Raw genomic sequence first — 15,581 nt, 5'->3', positions numbered from 1 at the left:
AAAAACATGGCTGCATCTGCCAACAAACGTTCGGTTATGACTTTATATTCAGGTCGTGACGATTTATTCAGCCATCAGGCCCGTATTGTGCTTGCCGAAAAAGGCGTAACTTACGAAATCAACTTCGTAGAAAGCGACAACGTGCCAGAAGACTTAACGCAATTAAATCCATACCCAGACAATGTACCTACTTTGGTTGACCGCGACTTAGTTCTTTATAACGCGCGTATCATTGTTGAGTATCTAGATGAGCGTTTCCCGCATCCTCCACTTATGCCAGTATACCCTGTTAGCCGCGGTACTAGCCGTTTAACAATGTATCGCATTGAGCGCGACTGGTATGCGCTCACAGACGTGATTTTGAAAGGTGGTAAGAAAGCAGAACAAGCGCGCCAAGAGCTTAAAGAAAGCCTTTTAGCGTTAGCTCCTGCATTTGCTGACCAGCCTTACTTTATGAGTGAAGAATTCACTTTAGTAGACTGCTACCTAGCTCCATTATTGTGGAGACTTCCTATGTACGGCATCGAACTAACGGGTGCGGGTGCGAAAGAAGTTAAAGGTTACATGCTACGTGTATTTGAACGTCAGTCGTTCCAAGACTCACTGACCGAAGCCGAGCGCGAGCTTGGTAAAGCATAAGTAAGTTATGAATATGACACCAAAACGTCCGTATCTAGTCCGTGCCCTATATGAGTGGTTGTTAGACAATCAAATGACCCCGCATATTGTAATTGACGCGAATTGGCCGGGTGCCGAAGTGCCACAAGAGTTCGTTCAGGACGGTCAAATCGTTCTGAACGTACATCCAGAAGCAACAACTGCTTTTGAAATGGGCGATTTCGACGTGCGCTTCCAAGCACGTTTTGGTGGTGTTCCTCGTAAAGTTGTCGCGCCTTATGGTTCTTTGCTAGCCATATATGCGCGCGAGAACGGTGCAGGTTCAATATTTGAGCCAGAACAAGCCTATGACGACCCTGAAGCACAGTATCCGGAGAGTGGACGAGACGTAGAGCTCGCGCCTGTTCCTGATGATGCAGGAGAGAGCAAATTGGGGCAAGGCAAGTCAGAATCAGATGATGGCGACGGAGATGAACCAACGCCACCCCCTCGCGGTAAGCCAACTCTAAAAGTGATTAAATAACTAGTTAGTTGTTTCTCTAAATAGTACGTCGACAACTCGGGTTACGCCTCGAACGTTTCGAGCTACCTCGACTGCGTGCGCTGCTGTAGGTTCGTCAACCAACCCTAGTAGATACACTTCATTGTTTTCAGTTACTACTTTGATGCCTGCGGTGTCGTATTCAGGTGCTCTGAGTAATAACGTTTTAACCTTTGTAGTAATCCAAGTATCTTGAGAGCGATCTGCCAGCGATGAAATCTCGCCAACGGTCAATTGATTAAAAACGTTCATGGCTTCGTTACTGTCACGAACCAATTGTTCGGCTTGTCGTTTCATACTCTCAGAAGCAACTTGGCCTACCAATAACACATCGCCATTGAATGGAACAATTCGAATGCGTTGCTCTGCTAGTGTCTCGTTACTATTCACTAAGCTGCTTAACCGTAGGCGCATACCAGAGTCTTCGATTTGTGTACCTACATCGCGTGTATCTAGTACGACTGAAGTGGTAGCAACAGCGCCGCCAACAACCACCGCCGCACAACCTGATAGTAGCGCTAAAAATGTGAGTGCCAGAGCGAGCCTAAAAATATTCATACTACATACCCCCGAATATTTGATTTTCAATCAGGTCACAAAAGGTTTGGCTTAAGAAGAGCTGTTGTTCGACAATTCTAGCGCGCGAGTTTGAAGGTATTCTTACTTCTACGTCGTTCGGACCGAGTAAGCCTGTTATTTCTCCTGCGTCTTCACCCGTAATGGTAATAATCTGCATGTCTCTGGACACTGCAGCTGTCATGGCTTGGTGTAGGCTTTCACTTTGCTTTTGTGAAACAAACACCACTAGCACATCACGTTCTTGCCCAAGTGCACTCACTTGTCTAGAAAAGCATTCCTGATTGACGGAGTCCCGGGCTTGGCTGACAAGGTGAATGGCTGGGAAAGGAGGGCGCTCAAGTTCAGAGCCATGCACGAGTAGCTCTGCAAAATGTGCCGCGACAAACTGACTACTATCGTCGCCACAGCTAAATACACGGTTGCCATTCAAAAGAGCGGCAACAAGTTTAGAGGTTGCTGACTCGATTATGTCGCCTAAGCTATCTGCGGTCGCAACTTGAGTTTGAATACTGTCATTAAAAAGCGTTTGAATTGTTTCTTGGCTCATTCAAAAAGCGTCCTGTAACCATTCAATTTCAAAGGGTTTGCCTGTAACACCAACAAAGTCGAAGCGACACCGTGTGTCGTGTTCATTTATCTGATGTTGATATAAAAATAACCTTGCTGTTCTTCTTATTCTGGCACGTTGTTCGGTCGTTAAAATCTCTTTTACGTCTCTAAAGTGGTTATTTGCTCGATATTTAACTTCGACAAACACCCAGTAATCACGGTGCCTCATAATAAGGTCAATTTCACCGTCATTTACTTTAAAGTTTCGTGTAACGAGTTCTAGTTTATGTTGTTCTAAGAATTCTAACGCGATGGTTTCGTTATTATCGCCGACCTGCTTCGTTGACATAACCTATAGGCTCCATTTGAATTGTACTTCCTTCAAACGTAGCCCAAGATAATCGACGTACCACTGTGTTGTTTTCTATCCGTAATCGACCAGTTAATCCGTTGTATTCATAACCGTGAATAAGGCGCATTAAATTAAAGCGTGGCGCCAAACGAATACTGTCGTAACCCATTGCTGTAAGCCGTTGTTGGTTTCGGTCCCAACCATTTAAGAGTCCCACCATTTCTTGGTGAAGATCGGCTTGCTCGTGGTTTGGTAATAGCCACGGTGCATCTGAGAACAGTACACCATCAAGGTCGGCTTCGCCTTCGGTAACAGCTTCGCGGTTCACGGTAGAGTTAGCGTATACCGGAATGCGGTTGGCAAACGCACTGATGCTTACGTCGATAAATGGTTTAAGTAATCTTGCTTGAGTCGCATCGCCAAGTAGGTAAATAGCGTCGATGTCCTGGCGACTACGAAATTCCATTTCAATGTCTTCACCACTAAATTGGCTTTCAAGATATGCTTGGCGATCTTCACTAGCTTGCACGCCCATAGACTGCCTGACCACGTCACGCATTTCATTACTGGTGCTGTAAAAGTGCGCGTCGACTGACTCGCGTGGGTGGTTATCACTCCAAAAGTCGGTAAATAGTTCAGCAAGCTGCTGACCTCTGTTGTTGTTTGGTCCAAGCAATAAAATGTTGCGATGACCATTTAAGTTCATTGCATACGCTGCTGCTTGCGTTTCTGCGGAGAGGTCTAGTGCGAAATATGCTGTATTGTCGAGTTGAATATCGTCTGGCGCATGGTTCAAAGTGAGCTGTGACCACTGACGATCTTCAATTCCTGCAACGCGCTGTACAGCTGGGCGATCTAAAGGCCCAATGACAACTTGTGCGTCGAATAATTCTAGCTGCTCTGCGATTTCGTCACGATTAAATTGGCTAGTATCAATAAATCGAACGTCGACCTGACCACGCTGAGAGAGGGCAGCTAGCATACCGTATCTAACAGCTTCGCCCTGTGCCGCGTACTGGCCTGAAAGTGGTAGTAAAACTGCTACTCGTTGAGCCAGGGTACTCAAACTTGGGTTACCTAGAATGTCAGCCGCGATGCGCGTCGCTTGATGGTCTGGGTAGTTTGTCTGCCAGCTTTCGATAGCGAAACTCATGTTCTCTAAGCGATCTAGGGCTCGCGTGAGTGTTTTCATGAACTCGAACCAGCCACGTTCAATATCGTTTCGGGCTCTCACATCTTCGCGCCATACGTCGACTGGTACTTTGCGTAAATGATTCCAAATGTCTTGTGTGAGGTCATTACCCTCTGTAGCTTCTTGTAACGCTATAAGCTGGGTAGCTGCAGAGAAATGCGCTTCTTTTGCTGCCGCCAGCTGATAATTGATTTGCATGCCCTGTAATTGATCTTCGATGTCACTTAATCGTGGAACAAGGTCTGTCATCATGCTTTCGGCAGATTCCCAGTCTTCAATCGCCACGAAAAAACGTGCACGCTGTAGTCGGTACTTTTGAAGTTCTTCTGGTCGTAACAAGCGCGGAGTCATTTGGGTGAGAATCGCGCCGGCATGATGATGGCGGTTTTCGTTTAGGAATTCAGTCGCACTCATGAGCAGGTTAGACTGGGCTTCGTAGGCAGACGTAGTTTCTTGCGCCATTTCTAGCCACTCTTCTGCCGTAGGAGGAATAACTTCTACAGGTTCGGGTTCAACCGTTACAGGAGTAACTGTTTCAACAGGTTCAGGCGTGCTTCCGCAACCTGTAAGTATTAAAATAGCGATGCACGTAAACAGCTTCTTTGGCACAATGCAATTCTCTTCCATAATTAGCCTGTGCATACTATAAACTGCTAGGCGTCCACAGACAAACAAAGGTGTTCAATGACAGCGGGAATTCTCTATATTGTGCCCACACCAATCGGCAACCTTGAAGACATGAGCTCTAGGGCATTGCGTGTGCTTGAGGAGGTTGATGCGATAGCGGCAGAAGACACGCGTCATTCGAAAACGTTATTAAGCCACTTTGGTATCACTACTCCTTTGTTTGCAGTACACGAGCACAATGAGCGCCAGAAAGTTGATTCCGTGGTGGCTAAGTTGCTGGAAGGACAATCTATTGCATTGATTAGCGACGCTGGAACGCCGTTAATTAGCGACCCTGGCTTTCCGTTAGTAAGAGGTTGTCGCGAACACAATATTCAGGTGGTCAGTTTACCAGGCCCTTGCGCCGCTGTGGTTGCGCTTGCGGGGTCGGGATTACCTACAGACCAGTTCAAATTCTGCGGTTTTTTGCCTGCTAAAAGTGGGGCGCGTAAAAAAGTATTAAAGAACTATGCCGAAGCTACAGAAACGCTAGTTTTCTACGAAGCACCGCGGCGGATTTTAGATTGTTTGGCAGACATTTCAGAAGTTTTGGGCGATGAACGAGAAATAGTTCTTGGTCGAGAGCTTACCAAACAATTCGAAACCTTCCTTTCGGGAACCGCACAGCAATTAGCGGAGAAAATTGAAAAAGATCCGAATCAGCAAAAGGGTGAAATGGTGCTGATGATAGCGGGTCAGTCGCCACAAAAAGATGATATTCCGCAAGAAGCTATACGACTTCTTGAGGCACTTCGTGCCGAGTTGCCTCCGAAGAAAGCAGCCAAGATAGTTGCCCAGCATTATGACCTAAGTGCAAACGAGCTATATAAGCTGAATTTATAGCTCTTATTCCGGTGCTCATGTATACTCCGCTGCGGAGTCGGCCAAGGCAATCGCTGCTTGCTTATGCAAGGGGAGGAAAGTCCGGGCTCCAAAGGGCAGGGTGCCAGGTAACGCCTGGGCGGCGAAAGCCGACGACTAGTGCAACAGAGAGTAAACCGCCGATGACTCGCTTGCGAGCACAGGTAAGGGTGAAAGGGTGCGGTAAGAGCGCACCGCGCAACTGGTAACAGTTTGTGGCACGGTAAACTCCACTCGGAGCAAGACCAAATAGGGATCCTCGTTGTGGCCCGCATCGGATCCGGGTAGGTTGCTAGAGGCTGCAGGTGACTGTAGTCGTAGAGGAATGATTGCCCACGACAAAACCCGGCTTACTGGCCGACTCCAACTCTTTCCGCTGCAAACCCTGTTTCAGGGTGATACATACTAACTAAGTCTTCTAAAGCGACAGGGCGGGCGTAAAGAAAACCCTGCATAAAGTGGCAACCCATAAGCTTTAAGCGATCTGCTTGGTTTTGCTGCTCAATTCCTTCGGCCACTACTTCGAGTTCCAATGCTTTAGCCATTTTCATAATCGCTTCAACTAAAGCAACTTGTTGAGGGCTCTCAGGCACTCCAATTAAGAAAGCGCGGTCAATTTTTAATTGCTTGACTGGGAAATTTCGTAAATAAGTCACCGACGAATACCCAGTACCGAAATCATCAATAGAGAGTGTTACGCCGCTTTGAGCTAACTCTTCCAGCATTTGATGCTGTCGCTCTTTGTCGGGCATAAGAATCGACTCTGTGATTTCAAAGGTAATGTCATGTCTTGGCACTTGCATGGCGTCGATGGTTTCAAGCCAGTTCTTGGCTGCTTGTGGGTCGTTAAACTCTCTAGAAGAACGGTTAATTGAAACAGGAAGGCACATGCCTTGGTTAGATAACTTGTGATAGTCCTCACATACCTGTTTAAGCACAAATTCGCCTAGTTCCCGAATAGTTCCTGTTTTCTCAGCGATAGGAATAAAATGCGCTGGGCTTACGATTCCATATTCAGGATGATGCCAGCGTATAAGTGCTTCTACCTTCACTACCTGTCCATTTGGAGCATGATCCGAATACTCGATTATGGGCTGATAAAATACGCGGAATTGGTTTTCTTGCAGGCCTTTCAATATCTCACGGTGTAACTGCAGGTGCGACTCAGCTTGACTTCGCAATGAGTCGTTAAAGAAGTATGACGTGCCTCGCCCAGAAGACTTCGCGGCATACATGGCTAAGTCGGCGTGTTTGATAAGGTCGCTAGCCGAATCTCCGTCGTTGGGGAAAATGGCAATGCCAATAGAGCCTTGAATAATGACATCGTGGCTTGCTACTTCAATGACGGGACTCAGGACTTTTAGAATTTTATTGGCAAGCAGTTCGGCGTCTAACGGGTCCTCAAGATCTTTTAACATTACTACAAATTCGTCGCCGCCAAAACGAGCCACTAAGTCGCTACCGCGTAACGAAGTTTTCAAGCGTTCAGAAACTTTCACCAATAATTCATCACCGGCTTCATGACCCAAAGAGTCGTTTATTTCTTTAAAGTGGTCTAAGTCGATAAACAAAACCGCAAGGGCCGACTTGGTTCGCGCTTTCTCGCGGATGGTGTCGTTAAGCACCTGCATAAAATAGTGCCGATTGGGTAATGAAGTGAGGCTGTCGTAGCGAGCTTGGTGACTAATGGTTTCAAAAGCAGACTGTAATCGGCAAAAGCTATTGAGCAAGAAGAAAACGAGCAAGCTAAATAGTATTGTGATTAAACCGCCAGAAAGCCAGTGCAGTGTGTAGGTGGAAATAGGAGCTTGCCAGCTACCTGATTTAGGGAATGCTCCTAAAGTCCACACGCCAGACGGAAGCGCAACATGAGAAACAACAGGAGACTGTTGCCAAATGGCTTCCGCGCCACTTATATGCGCACCTTGCTCTCCGGTACCATTTACACCCCGTATCGCGATATCGAATCGCTCGCTTTGATGCAGCCCTGCGTCTTCGAGTAGGCTTTCGTGCTCGATAACCTGTGAAATGATGCCCCAGAACTCGTCTGTCTCGTGGTGGTATACGGGAACACGCGCAATCAATGCTTCGCCACCTTGCACTAAGGTTATTGGCCCATTAATCACAATGTCGCGAGCACGCATAGCGGCTTGTACCGAAGCGTATTGCTCAGGAATGGTTCGGTAATCTAAGCCTAATGCCCCTACGTTGCCTTCTTGTGGAAATACATTGGAAATGACTAGGTTCGGAGCAATGGCAACGTGGCGGGTATGGAGTTCACCAGATAAAAGTTGGCTGGTTAGCGCGTTGAAGCGTTGGGTGTTCACTTCCGGATTTAAGCTGAACTCGACTTGCAGGCTGCGCATACTCAACAAGTTGGCGTCGAGAAGGCCCTCAATGCGAGCGCGCACGGTACTTAATTCTTGAAGCGCGTTAAAGCGTGTAAGCTCCGCGTCACGACGCTGTTCAATTTGTACTACACGGAACACAATAATGCTGAAGATTAGCGCGATTAATAGTGTAACGGCGATATTACGTTGTAAATGCACCCAAAAGCCCTAGTCGCTGAAGCGTTTTAACCATATTCGATGTTATAGTCTAATTGTTCAACTATACAAATTATATATACCCACTTCCTCCACTATTTCCCACATGAAATCACACACTTGTAGATCGCGCGTAAAACAAGGCGTTTGTGGGTTAAATATTATTCTTATTTTTTCTTGACGAGGATCATCGAGAGACCTAGACTGTATCATTGTGGGGAAAAGTGGAGAAAAGTGGATCGTTATCGATCCGACTAAAAAATCATTATGTTCCGTGGAGCTAGTTCAATCAGTCTTGATGATAAAGGTCGCTTAGCTATCCCAGCTAAGTACCGTAACTTATTGTCTATTGATTGCGAGGGGAAACTTGTATGCACGATTGATACTAAACAACCGTGCCTATTGCTGTACCCGCTTCCTGAATGGAAAGTGATTGAACAACGCTTAGCTGGATTTTCCAGCATGATCCCCGCAGAGCGTCGTATGCAAAGGTTGCTACTGGGCTATGCGGAAGACTGTGATATGGACAAGAATGGTCGTGTTCTTATTGCACCTACCCTTAGACAGCATGCTCAACTGAACAAAAAGCTTATGCTCGTTGGCCAGCTTAATAAATTCGAAATTTGGGATGAACAAGCTTGGCAAGAGCAGGTAGCCGCGGATATGGCTGCCGAGCAAGCAGACGACTTGACGTTAACTGATCGAATCAAAGATTTCACATTATAATGGCACAGTCGACGCAGCACATCTCTGTATTGCTCGCCGAGTCTATACAAGGTCTCGCTATTGATCCTGCTGGGATTTATATCGACGCAACCTTCGGACGCGGTGGGCATAGTCGTGCCATTTTAAGTCAACTTAACGAGCAAGGGCATTTGTACGCCTTTGACCGTGATCCTTCTGCCGCTAAGGCTGCTCAAGAATTAGCGCACGATCCTCGGTTTACTTTTTTCCACACAGCGTTTTCTGCGCTTCCCCACATTGCAGCGGAAAACAACCTTACACAGCAAGTAGCTGGAGTACTATTCGACTTAGGCGTGTCTTCCCCACAATTAGACAATGCCGATCGTGGCTTCAGCTTTATGAATGATGGTCCACTAGACATGCGCATGAACCCTGAGCAGGGGCTTTCGGCCGCACAGTGGTTAGCTACCACTGAAATGGGTGAAATGGCGCGGGTCTTCAGAGAATATGGAGAAGAAAAGTTTGCTGGTCGTATCGCTCGTGCTATATGCGAGAAGAGAGAAGAGCAGCCATTAGAAAGAACCTCGCAGTTGGCGCAGCTTATTTCAGACGCTAGTCCCAAGAAAGAACGTCATAAACACCCTGCAACACGTGTGTTTCAAGCGATTCGTATTGCTATCAACGAAGAGTTACAGGAAGCAGAGCTTGCGTTAGAAGCGGCGGTAGATGTGTTACGCCCTGGTGGACGCTTAGCTGTTATTAGCTTTCATAGCTTGGAAGACCGACTGACTAAACGTTTGATGCGTCGGTTGAGTCAACGGGAACAAATACCTGCGGGTTTACCACTGCGAGAAGACGAAATTCCAGATCACCGAAAACTGAAATTGGTGGGTAAAGCTATAAAGCCCAGCGTGGAGGAGATAGCTGAAAATCCTCGGTGTCGCAGTTCGGTACTCAGAGTTGCGGAGCGTTTACCATGAAAAAGCTCATGCAATTCGAACTTCCTATTCATAACCAATTAGTCGTGGCTTTGTACCGCGACTTAAAGCGTTATCGAGGCCTACTCTTTTTTACCGTGGTTGCGATAGCAAGTGCGTTAACGATTATTTACCAAACGCACAGCTACCGTGAACTCATGGGCGAGCGAGAGTCGTTGTTACAAGAGCGAGACCAACTCGACGTAGAGTGGCGCCACTTGCTTGTTGAGCAAAATGCACTCAGTGAACATAGTCGCATTGAGACTATTGCACGCAACGAGCTTGGTATGAACCGTCCTGATGAAGAACAGGAGGTGCTTGTACCATGGCAATAAAACGCAACCAGAAAATTTTACGGCCAGAGCCGATGAAAGGGCGCTTTATCACTATTTTACTGTGCATGGGCATGGTGTTTTTCGCGCTTGTTGCTCGTGCTGCATATATTCAGGTTATTGAGCCAGACCGCTTGCGCCACGAAGGCGACTTACGAACGGTTCGCGTAAGTGAAGACCGCGTGCAGCGCGGCACAATTTCCGACCGAAATGGCGTAGAGCTTGCGGTCAGCGTTCCAGTACAAACAGTTTGGGCCGATCCTCAGCGTGTGCATAACGAAGGCGGTTTAAATGACATGCGTCGTTGGGAAGCGCTAGCTGAAGTGTTTAACACGCCGTTAGAGCAATTATTAGGTAAAGTTGAAAATCCGGAACGACGTTTCGTGTACCTTGAGCGCATGGTGACTCCTGCTGTAGCGCGCTACGTTCGCGAATTGGATATTCCAGGCGTTTCGTTAAAAGAAGAGTCGAGACGTTTTTACCCAACCGGTGAAATTTCTGCGCATCTTGTGGGCATTACCAATATCGATGGAACCGGACTTGATGGTGTAGAAGCGTTGTACAACGAATATTTAACTGGCACAGCAGGACAAAGAACCTATCGTAGAGATGGCCAGGGTCGTGTAATTGAAGAGCTTGAAGTTACCGAAGCTCAACCGCCGCAGTCTATTGAACTTAGCATTGACCAGCGCATTCAAACGTTTGCGTATAGAGAGCTTAAAAGAGCTGTGGGCTATCACCAAGCAACCTCGGGTTCGGTGGTTATTGTCGACGTGAACACCAGTGAAGTGCTAGCGATGGCGAATAGCCCTTCCTATAACCCGAATAACCGCAGTAATTTGCAACCTCATCAAATTCGTAATCGCGCCATTGCCGATGCCTTTGAACCTGGTTCAACGGTAAAACCTTTGGTGATTATGCAGGCACTAGCGAGTGGCGAGTACGACGAATCTTCGTTAATCGATACAAGCCCGGGCTGGATGACAGTAGGTGGTCGACGGGTTCAAGATGCTAAGAATGAAGGTGTGTTGACATTAGGCGGCGTACTCGCTCGCTCAAGTAACGTCGGTACGTCGCAACTAGCGCTCGATTTGGGTATCGACGAACTGTTAGAGAATTACTATTCGGTTGGCTTTGGTAATGACACTGGAACCGCTTTATTTGGCGAGGCTATGGGTCAACTTCGCCATCGCACACGCTGGTCGGAACATGAAATTGCGGCGCTTTCTTATGGTTACGGTTTAACAACCACCTCGATGCAGCTGGCGCAGATGTACACCATTTTAGGTAGTGGAGGCTTAAGCCGCCCACTAAGTATTTTACGTCGCGAGCAACCTGCAGAAGCAGTACGAGTGTTTCCAGAAGACATTACTGAACGAGTCGTGGCTCTAATGCAAGAAGTTACAGCAGAGGGTGGTACAGGATCTCGTGCGCAAGTTCCTGGTTATCGTGTTGCAGGTAAAACGGGAACAACACGAAAAGCGATTGCTGGTGGTTATGGGGATGAGTATGTAGCTCTGTTTGCTGGATTAATTCCTGCCAATGACCCACAACTGGCCATTGTTGTCATGATTAATGAACCAGCTGGTGACAGTTACCACGGCGGCAGTGTTTCAGCTCCTGTTTTCTCAGCTATTGCGGAGCAAGCGACACGTATTTTGAATATAGCTCCAGACGCGGTGGAAGGCTCTGGTGTACGTGTTGCAGGATTTAGTGGAGGGCGTTCACAATGAAACTGAATAGCTTACTTCACGTTTTACATTGCACGCTCGAGCTTCCTGATATCGACGTGAAAGGACTGAAATTAGACAGTCGAAAAGTAGCTGTCGGTGATGCCTTTATTGCAGTTCCCGGGCACGATGTAGACGGCAGGGACTTTATAAGTGGTGCTGTAGCTGCAGGCGCGATTGTGGTGTTGGCAGAAGGCTCGAATTGGGGAATCGAAAACATTGAGTCTGTGCCTATGATTCATATTCCAGACTTGTCTAAACACCTATCTAAACTGGCTAGTCACTTCTATGGTTATCCCTCACAGGGTATGGACGTTTATGGCGTAACTGGCACCAATGGTAAAACTACGGTGAGTCATTTGCTGGCTCAGTTGTTTGACCGCGTTACACCGCCTACCGCCGTTATTGGCACCGTGGGTAGTGGCATGATCAAAGCGCTAATTCCAGAAACATTAACTACGCCAGATCCCGTGACTTTACAACAACGGCTGGCGAGTTTACGCGCCGAAGGCGCTGCTTGCGTGTGTATTGAAGTGTCATCGCATGCGCTAGCTCAAGGCCGTGTGGAAGGTATTCAATTTGCCGGTGTAGTAGCGACTAATTTGAGTCGTGACCACCTTGACTACCACGGCACTATGGAAGCTTACGAAAGCGCTAAAAAACGTTTATTTACCGAGTTTCATTCACCCATTCAAGTTGTGAACTTAGATGATGTGATTATTCGCGAGTGGCGACAACAAGACACCATCGGCTTTAGCTTGAATGACGAATGGCTGGGTAATCCAAACACGCTTGTCGCCACTGACATTGAATTTACCCATGAAGGTTCAAGATTCACGTTGAACTGGGAGAATGAAAGCGTGCGAACCCATACTCAATTGTTGGGTGAGTTCAATATTGCCAACATTTTGGGTGCGTGCGCGACAGCATTAGCAAAAGGGATGTCGCTTGCAGAGTTAGGTGCGCTTATTGGCGAACTTACGGCGGTTCCTGGTCGCATGGAAACTTTCAAATTACAGAATGGTGCGCTCGCTATTGTTGACTATGCGCATACGCCAGACGCGTTAGATCATGTATTGCAAGCTGCGCGCAGACATTGCAAAGGTGAACTTTGGTGTTTGTTTGGCTGTGGCGGTGACCGCGACCGTGGTAAGCGTCCGCAAATGGGGCAAGTTGCCGCTCAATTTGCAGACCGTATTGTGATTACGGATGACAACCCTAGAACTGAAGATCCTCAGCAGATAATTAACGATATTGTCTCGGGTATGCCGGGTGGTATTGCATACGAGGCAACGGAAGGGCGCGCCAATGCAGTGCGCCAGACATTAGCAAAATTAAAGCCGAACGATGTAGCGGTGCTTGCAGGTAAAGGGCATGAAACCTACCAAGTGATCGGCACAAGAAGAACAGACTACGACGAAAGAACCTACGTGACACAACTCATCGAGGAGTCAGCTCATGATTAAGGTTAGCTTGAAGTGGATAGCAGAAGCCGTGCAGGGTGAACTTGTTCCTGAGAATTCACAGAACGTGACTGTGGAAAGCGTAACTATCGACAGCAGGCAAATTCGATCGGGAGATTTGTTTATCGCCATTAAGGGACCAAACTTTGATGGCCATACTTTTGCTGAGCAAGCTGAAGCTGAAGGTGCAGCCGCACTGATTGTTGAGTCGCAACAAAACTTGAGTATTCCGCAGATTATTGTTGCTGACACACGCCATGCTTTAGGGCAGCTAGCTGGAGCGGTAAAGGATGAAGTCGCACCGAAAACTATAGCGGTAACAGGAAGCAGCGGAAAAACAACAGTGAAAGAAATGCTTGCGAGTATTTTGCGCGAGCAAGGAGAAGTTTTAGCCACTCAAGGTAACTTCAATAATGATATTGGAGTGCCTTTAACCTTGCTACGCATAGAACCTCAACATCAGTATGCAGTGATTGAATTAGGGGCGAATCACCGGGGTGAGATTGCTTACACCACGGGACTTACAAAACCAGATGTAGCCATGATTAATAATGTGTCGCCCGCACACGTTGAAGGTTTTGGTGATATTTGCGGTATAGCGAGAGCGAAAACAGAAATATTTAGAGGCCTTGGCGATACAGGAACGGCAGTTACTTCTGCAGACTCGGAGTTCCATGAGTTTTGGATGCGTGAGCTTGCAGACAAAAGACATCAGCTGTTTTCCTCACAGCATAAAGAAGCCGATGTGTGGGCTGAAGATGTTTCTGTAGATAGTCATGGGTGTGCGCAGTTTACACTTTGTACACCGCACCAACGCGAAGCTGTACGCCTCAATATTCCGGGCAAGCATAACGTGAATAACGCGTTGGCTGCCGCAACTTGCTGCTTTGCACTGGGTATTCCTATAGCGCAAGTCGTACGAGGGTTAGGCGGCTTGTCACCGGTACCCGGAAGAATGTGGGTACACGAGCCAAAAGTAGGACTGCGTATTATCGATGACGCCTACAACGCTAACGTAGGCTCAGTTCGCGCAGCTCTAGACGTGCTCTCAACATTGCCAGGCAAGCGTATCTTTGTGCTTGGTGACATGGGCGAGCTCGGTGAAAACGCACGAGGCTACCATGAAGAAGTTGGCGAATACGCGATTCACTCGGGTATTGATGCGTTGTTCACACTGGGCGTGTTAAGCCAAAGTGCGAGTGAAGTATTTAATGGTCGAGGTGGTAAGCACTTTGAGCATAAAGAAGAGTTGATTGCAGCTCTTCATCAGCAAATAGCGGAACATTCAGAGCTTACGATTTTAGTCAAAGGATCGCGCAGTGCGCACATGGAAAGTGTGGTCGAAGCCTTATTAGAAAGCTATGCGCCCTCTCAAAATAATAAAAATAGTCGGGGGAAAGAGGCATGTTAGTTTGGCTAGCAGAGTTTCTACAAGCAACGGTAGCGTCTGGATTTAACGTTCTTTCGTACCTCACCATGCGCTCAATACTCAGTGTACTTACTGCGCTGATTCTTTCACTTTGGCTCGGCCCTGCACTTATTCGCGGGTTGCAGAAGCTGCAAATGGGTCAAGTTGTGCGTGATGACGGACCAGAGAGTCATTTGAGTAAGTCTGGTACACCCACCATGGGCGGCATTCTGATTCTCGGAGCCATTCTGGTGTCAGTGGTGTTATGGACTGATTTAACCAACCGCTATATATGGGCTGTACTGGCGATTTTACTTGGCTTCGGATGGGTTGGGTTTATCGACGACTACCGAAAAGTGGTGCGTAAAAATCCACGCGGTCTACCCGCGAAGTGGAAGTACTTTTGGCAAAGCGTGATTGCCGCCACGGTTGCTACTTACCTGTTCTTTAGTGCCCAGCAACCTGCTGAAACAAGCTTGTTAGTGCCTTTCTTCAAAGACGTTATGCCGCAGCTAGGCTTGTTTTACATTTTGTTAGCTTACTTCGTCATGGTAGGTACAAGTAATGCCGTGAATCTTACCGACGGGTTAGATGGTTTGGCGATTATGCCCACTATTATGGTTGCTGGCGCGTTAGGTGTGTTTGCGTATGTCACAGGGCACGTAAACTTCTCAGCTTATTTACAAATACCTTATATTCCAGAAGCTGCGGAGCTTACTGTAGTTTGTGCAGCCATCGTGGGGGCAGGACTCGGATTTCTTTGGTTTAACACTTACCCAGCGCAAGTGTTTATGGGCGATGTTGGCTCACTAGCATTGGGCGGAATACTGGGTGTTATCGCGGTAATGGTTCGCCAAGAGTTGGTGTTATTTATCATGGGCGGTGTGTTCGTCATGGAAACCGTGTCGGTAATGCTACAAGTAGGCTCTTACAAGCTGCGCGGGAAACGTATTTTTAGAATGGCGCCTATTCACCATCACTATGAATTGAAAGGTTGGCCTGAACCTAGAGTAATCGTTCGTTTTTGGATTATTTCACTCATTTTAGTGCTTATTGGCTTAGCGACGCTGAAGCTTAGATAAG

The 15,581-nt window shown here is 47.4% G+C and carries 14 protein-coding genes, 1 other RNA gene and 1 pseudogene; 11 read left to right on the top strand and 5 right to left on the bottom strand.

Annotated elements, in window-relative coordinates; genetic code table 11:
* Window positions 1-6 precede the first annotated feature (6 nt).
* Both sspA and DQX04_RS07155 read left to right on the top strand, forming a co-directional pair.
* On the top strand, window positions 7-639 hold the full coding sequence (gene sspA / locus DQX04_RS07160) for a stringent starvation protein SspA (protein WP_111915210.1): 633 nt from the start codon (window positions 7-9) through the stop codon (window positions 637-639).
* Between the two features lie 13 nt (window positions 640-652).
* A complete protein-coding gene (locus tag DQX04_RS07155) occupies window positions 653-1,141 on the top strand; it encodes a ClpXP protease specificity-enhancing factor (protein ID WP_207801093.1) in 489 nt (162 codons plus the stop codon).
* On the opposite strand, the gene DQX04_RS07150 is transcribed toward DQX04_RS07155, so the two are convergent.
* From DQX04_RS07150 to DQX04_RS07135, 4 genes are read right to left on the bottom strand one after another with little or no spacing between them, the layout of a single operon-like run.
* Entirely contained in the window at window positions 1,142-1,717 is a 576-nt protein-coding gene (locus DQX04_RS07150) for a BON domain-containing protein (RefSeq protein ID WP_111915208.1), read from the bottom strand.
* Window position 1,718: 1 nt separating this feature from the next.
* A complete protein-coding gene (locus DQX04_RS07145) occupies window positions 1,719-2,285 on the bottom strand; it encodes an SIS domain-containing protein (RefSeq protein ID WP_111915207.1) in 567 nt (188 codons plus the stop codon).
* The gene (locus DQX04_RS07140; protein WP_111915206.1) at window positions 2,286-2,636 is read right to left on the bottom strand and encodes a YraN family protein; all 351 of its coding nucleotides are present in this window, start codon (window positions 2,634-2,636) and stop codon (window positions 2,286-2,288) included.
* Window positions 2,611-4,473, bottom strand: a complete 1,863-nt coding sequence (locus tag DQX04_RS07135; protein ID WP_111915205.1) for a penicillin-binding protein activator — start codon at window positions 4,471-4,473, stop codon at window positions 2,611-2,613. Before DQX04_RS07135 ends, DQX04_RS07140 begins: the two co-directional genes overlap by 26 nt.
* A gap of 42 nt (window positions 4,474-4,515) precedes the next feature.
* Between DQX04_RS07135 and rsmI the strand changes: the two genes are divergently transcribed.
* Complete coding sequence (gene rsmI / locus DQX04_RS07130) at window positions 4,516-5,340, top strand: 16S rRNA (cytidine(1402)-2'-O)-methyltransferase (protein ID WP_111915204.1); 825 nt, start codon at window positions 4,516-4,518, stop codon at window positions 5,338-5,340.
* 33 nt (window positions 5,341-5,373) lie between these two features.
* Window positions 5,374-5,727: RNase P RNA component class A (rnpB, locus tag DQX04_RS07125), an RNA gene on the top strand.
* Between the two features lie 71 nt (window positions 5,728-5,798).
* Here rnpB and DQX04_RS12605 read toward each other — a convergent pair.
* Window positions 5,799-7,724: pseudogene (locus DQX04_RS12605) on the bottom strand (putative bifunctional diguanylate cyclase/phosphodiesterase); the annotation flags it as partial.
* Window positions 7,725-8,171: 447 nt separating this feature from the next.
* Here DQX04_RS12605 and mraZ point away from each other — a divergent pair.
* The 7 genes from mraZ to mraY are packed head-to-tail and all read left to right on the top strand — an operon-like array spanning window position 8,172 to window position 15,580.
* Entirely contained in the window at window positions 8,172-8,630 is a 459-nt protein-coding gene (mraZ, locus tag DQX04_RS07110) for a division/cell wall cluster transcriptional repressor MraZ (protein WP_111915203.1), read from the top strand.
* Complete coding sequence (rsmH, locus tag DQX04_RS07105) at window positions 8,630-9,568, top strand: 16S rRNA (cytosine(1402)-N(4))-methyltransferase RsmH (protein ID WP_111915202.1); 939 nt, start codon at window positions 8,630-8,632, stop codon at window positions 9,566-9,568. Before mraZ ends, rsmH begins: the two co-directional genes overlap by 1 nt.
* Window positions 9,565-9,900: a cell division protein FtsL gene (gene ftsL, locus DQX04_RS07100; protein ID WP_207916256.1), complete on the top strand. Its 336-nt coding sequence runs from the start codon at window positions 9,565-9,567 to the stop codon at window positions 9,898-9,900. Before rsmH ends, ftsL begins: the two co-directional genes overlap by 4 nt.
* The gene (locus DQX04_RS07095) at window positions 9,891-11,630 is read left to right on the top strand and encodes a penicillin-binding transpeptidase domain-containing protein (RefSeq protein WP_111915201.1); all 1,740 of its coding nucleotides are present in this window, start codon (window positions 9,891-9,893) and stop codon (window positions 11,628-11,630) included. The genes ftsL and DQX04_RS07095 overlap by 10 nt, the downstream gene beginning before the upstream one ends.
* Window positions 11,627-13,093, top strand: coding sequence for a UDP-N-acetylmuramoyl-L-alanyl-D-glutamate--2,6-diaminopimelate ligase (locus tag DQX04_RS07090; protein ID WP_111915200.1), 1,467 nt, complete (start codon window positions 11,627-11,629; stop codon window positions 13,091-13,093). The genes DQX04_RS07095 and DQX04_RS07090 overlap by 4 nt, the downstream gene beginning before the upstream one ends.
* On the top strand, window positions 13,086-14,501 hold the full coding sequence (gene murF, locus DQX04_RS07085; protein ID WP_111915199.1) for a UDP-N-acetylmuramoyl-tripeptide--D-alanyl-D-alanine ligase: 1,416 nt from the start codon (window positions 13,086-13,088) through the stop codon (window positions 14,499-14,501). The genes DQX04_RS07090 and murF overlap by 8 nt, the downstream gene beginning before the upstream one ends.
* Window positions 14,495-15,580, top strand: a complete 1,086-nt coding sequence (mraY, locus tag DQX04_RS07080; RefSeq protein ID WP_111915198.1) for a phospho-N-acetylmuramoyl-pentapeptide-transferase — start codon at window positions 14,495-14,497, stop codon at window positions 15,578-15,580. Before murF ends, mraY begins: the two co-directional genes overlap by 7 nt.
* The last annotated feature ends 1 nt before the right edge of the window (window position 15,581 follow it).

Origin of the sequence: Aliidiomarina sp. B3213 (genome assembly GCF_003290085.1) — a bacterium.
Lineage (GTDB): Bacteria > Pseudomonadota > Gammaproteobacteria > Enterobacterales > Alteromonadaceae > Aliidiomarina.
The sequence above is the reverse complement of the archived record's forward strand: the minus strand, read 5'-3'. Positions and strand labels throughout refer to the sequence as shown.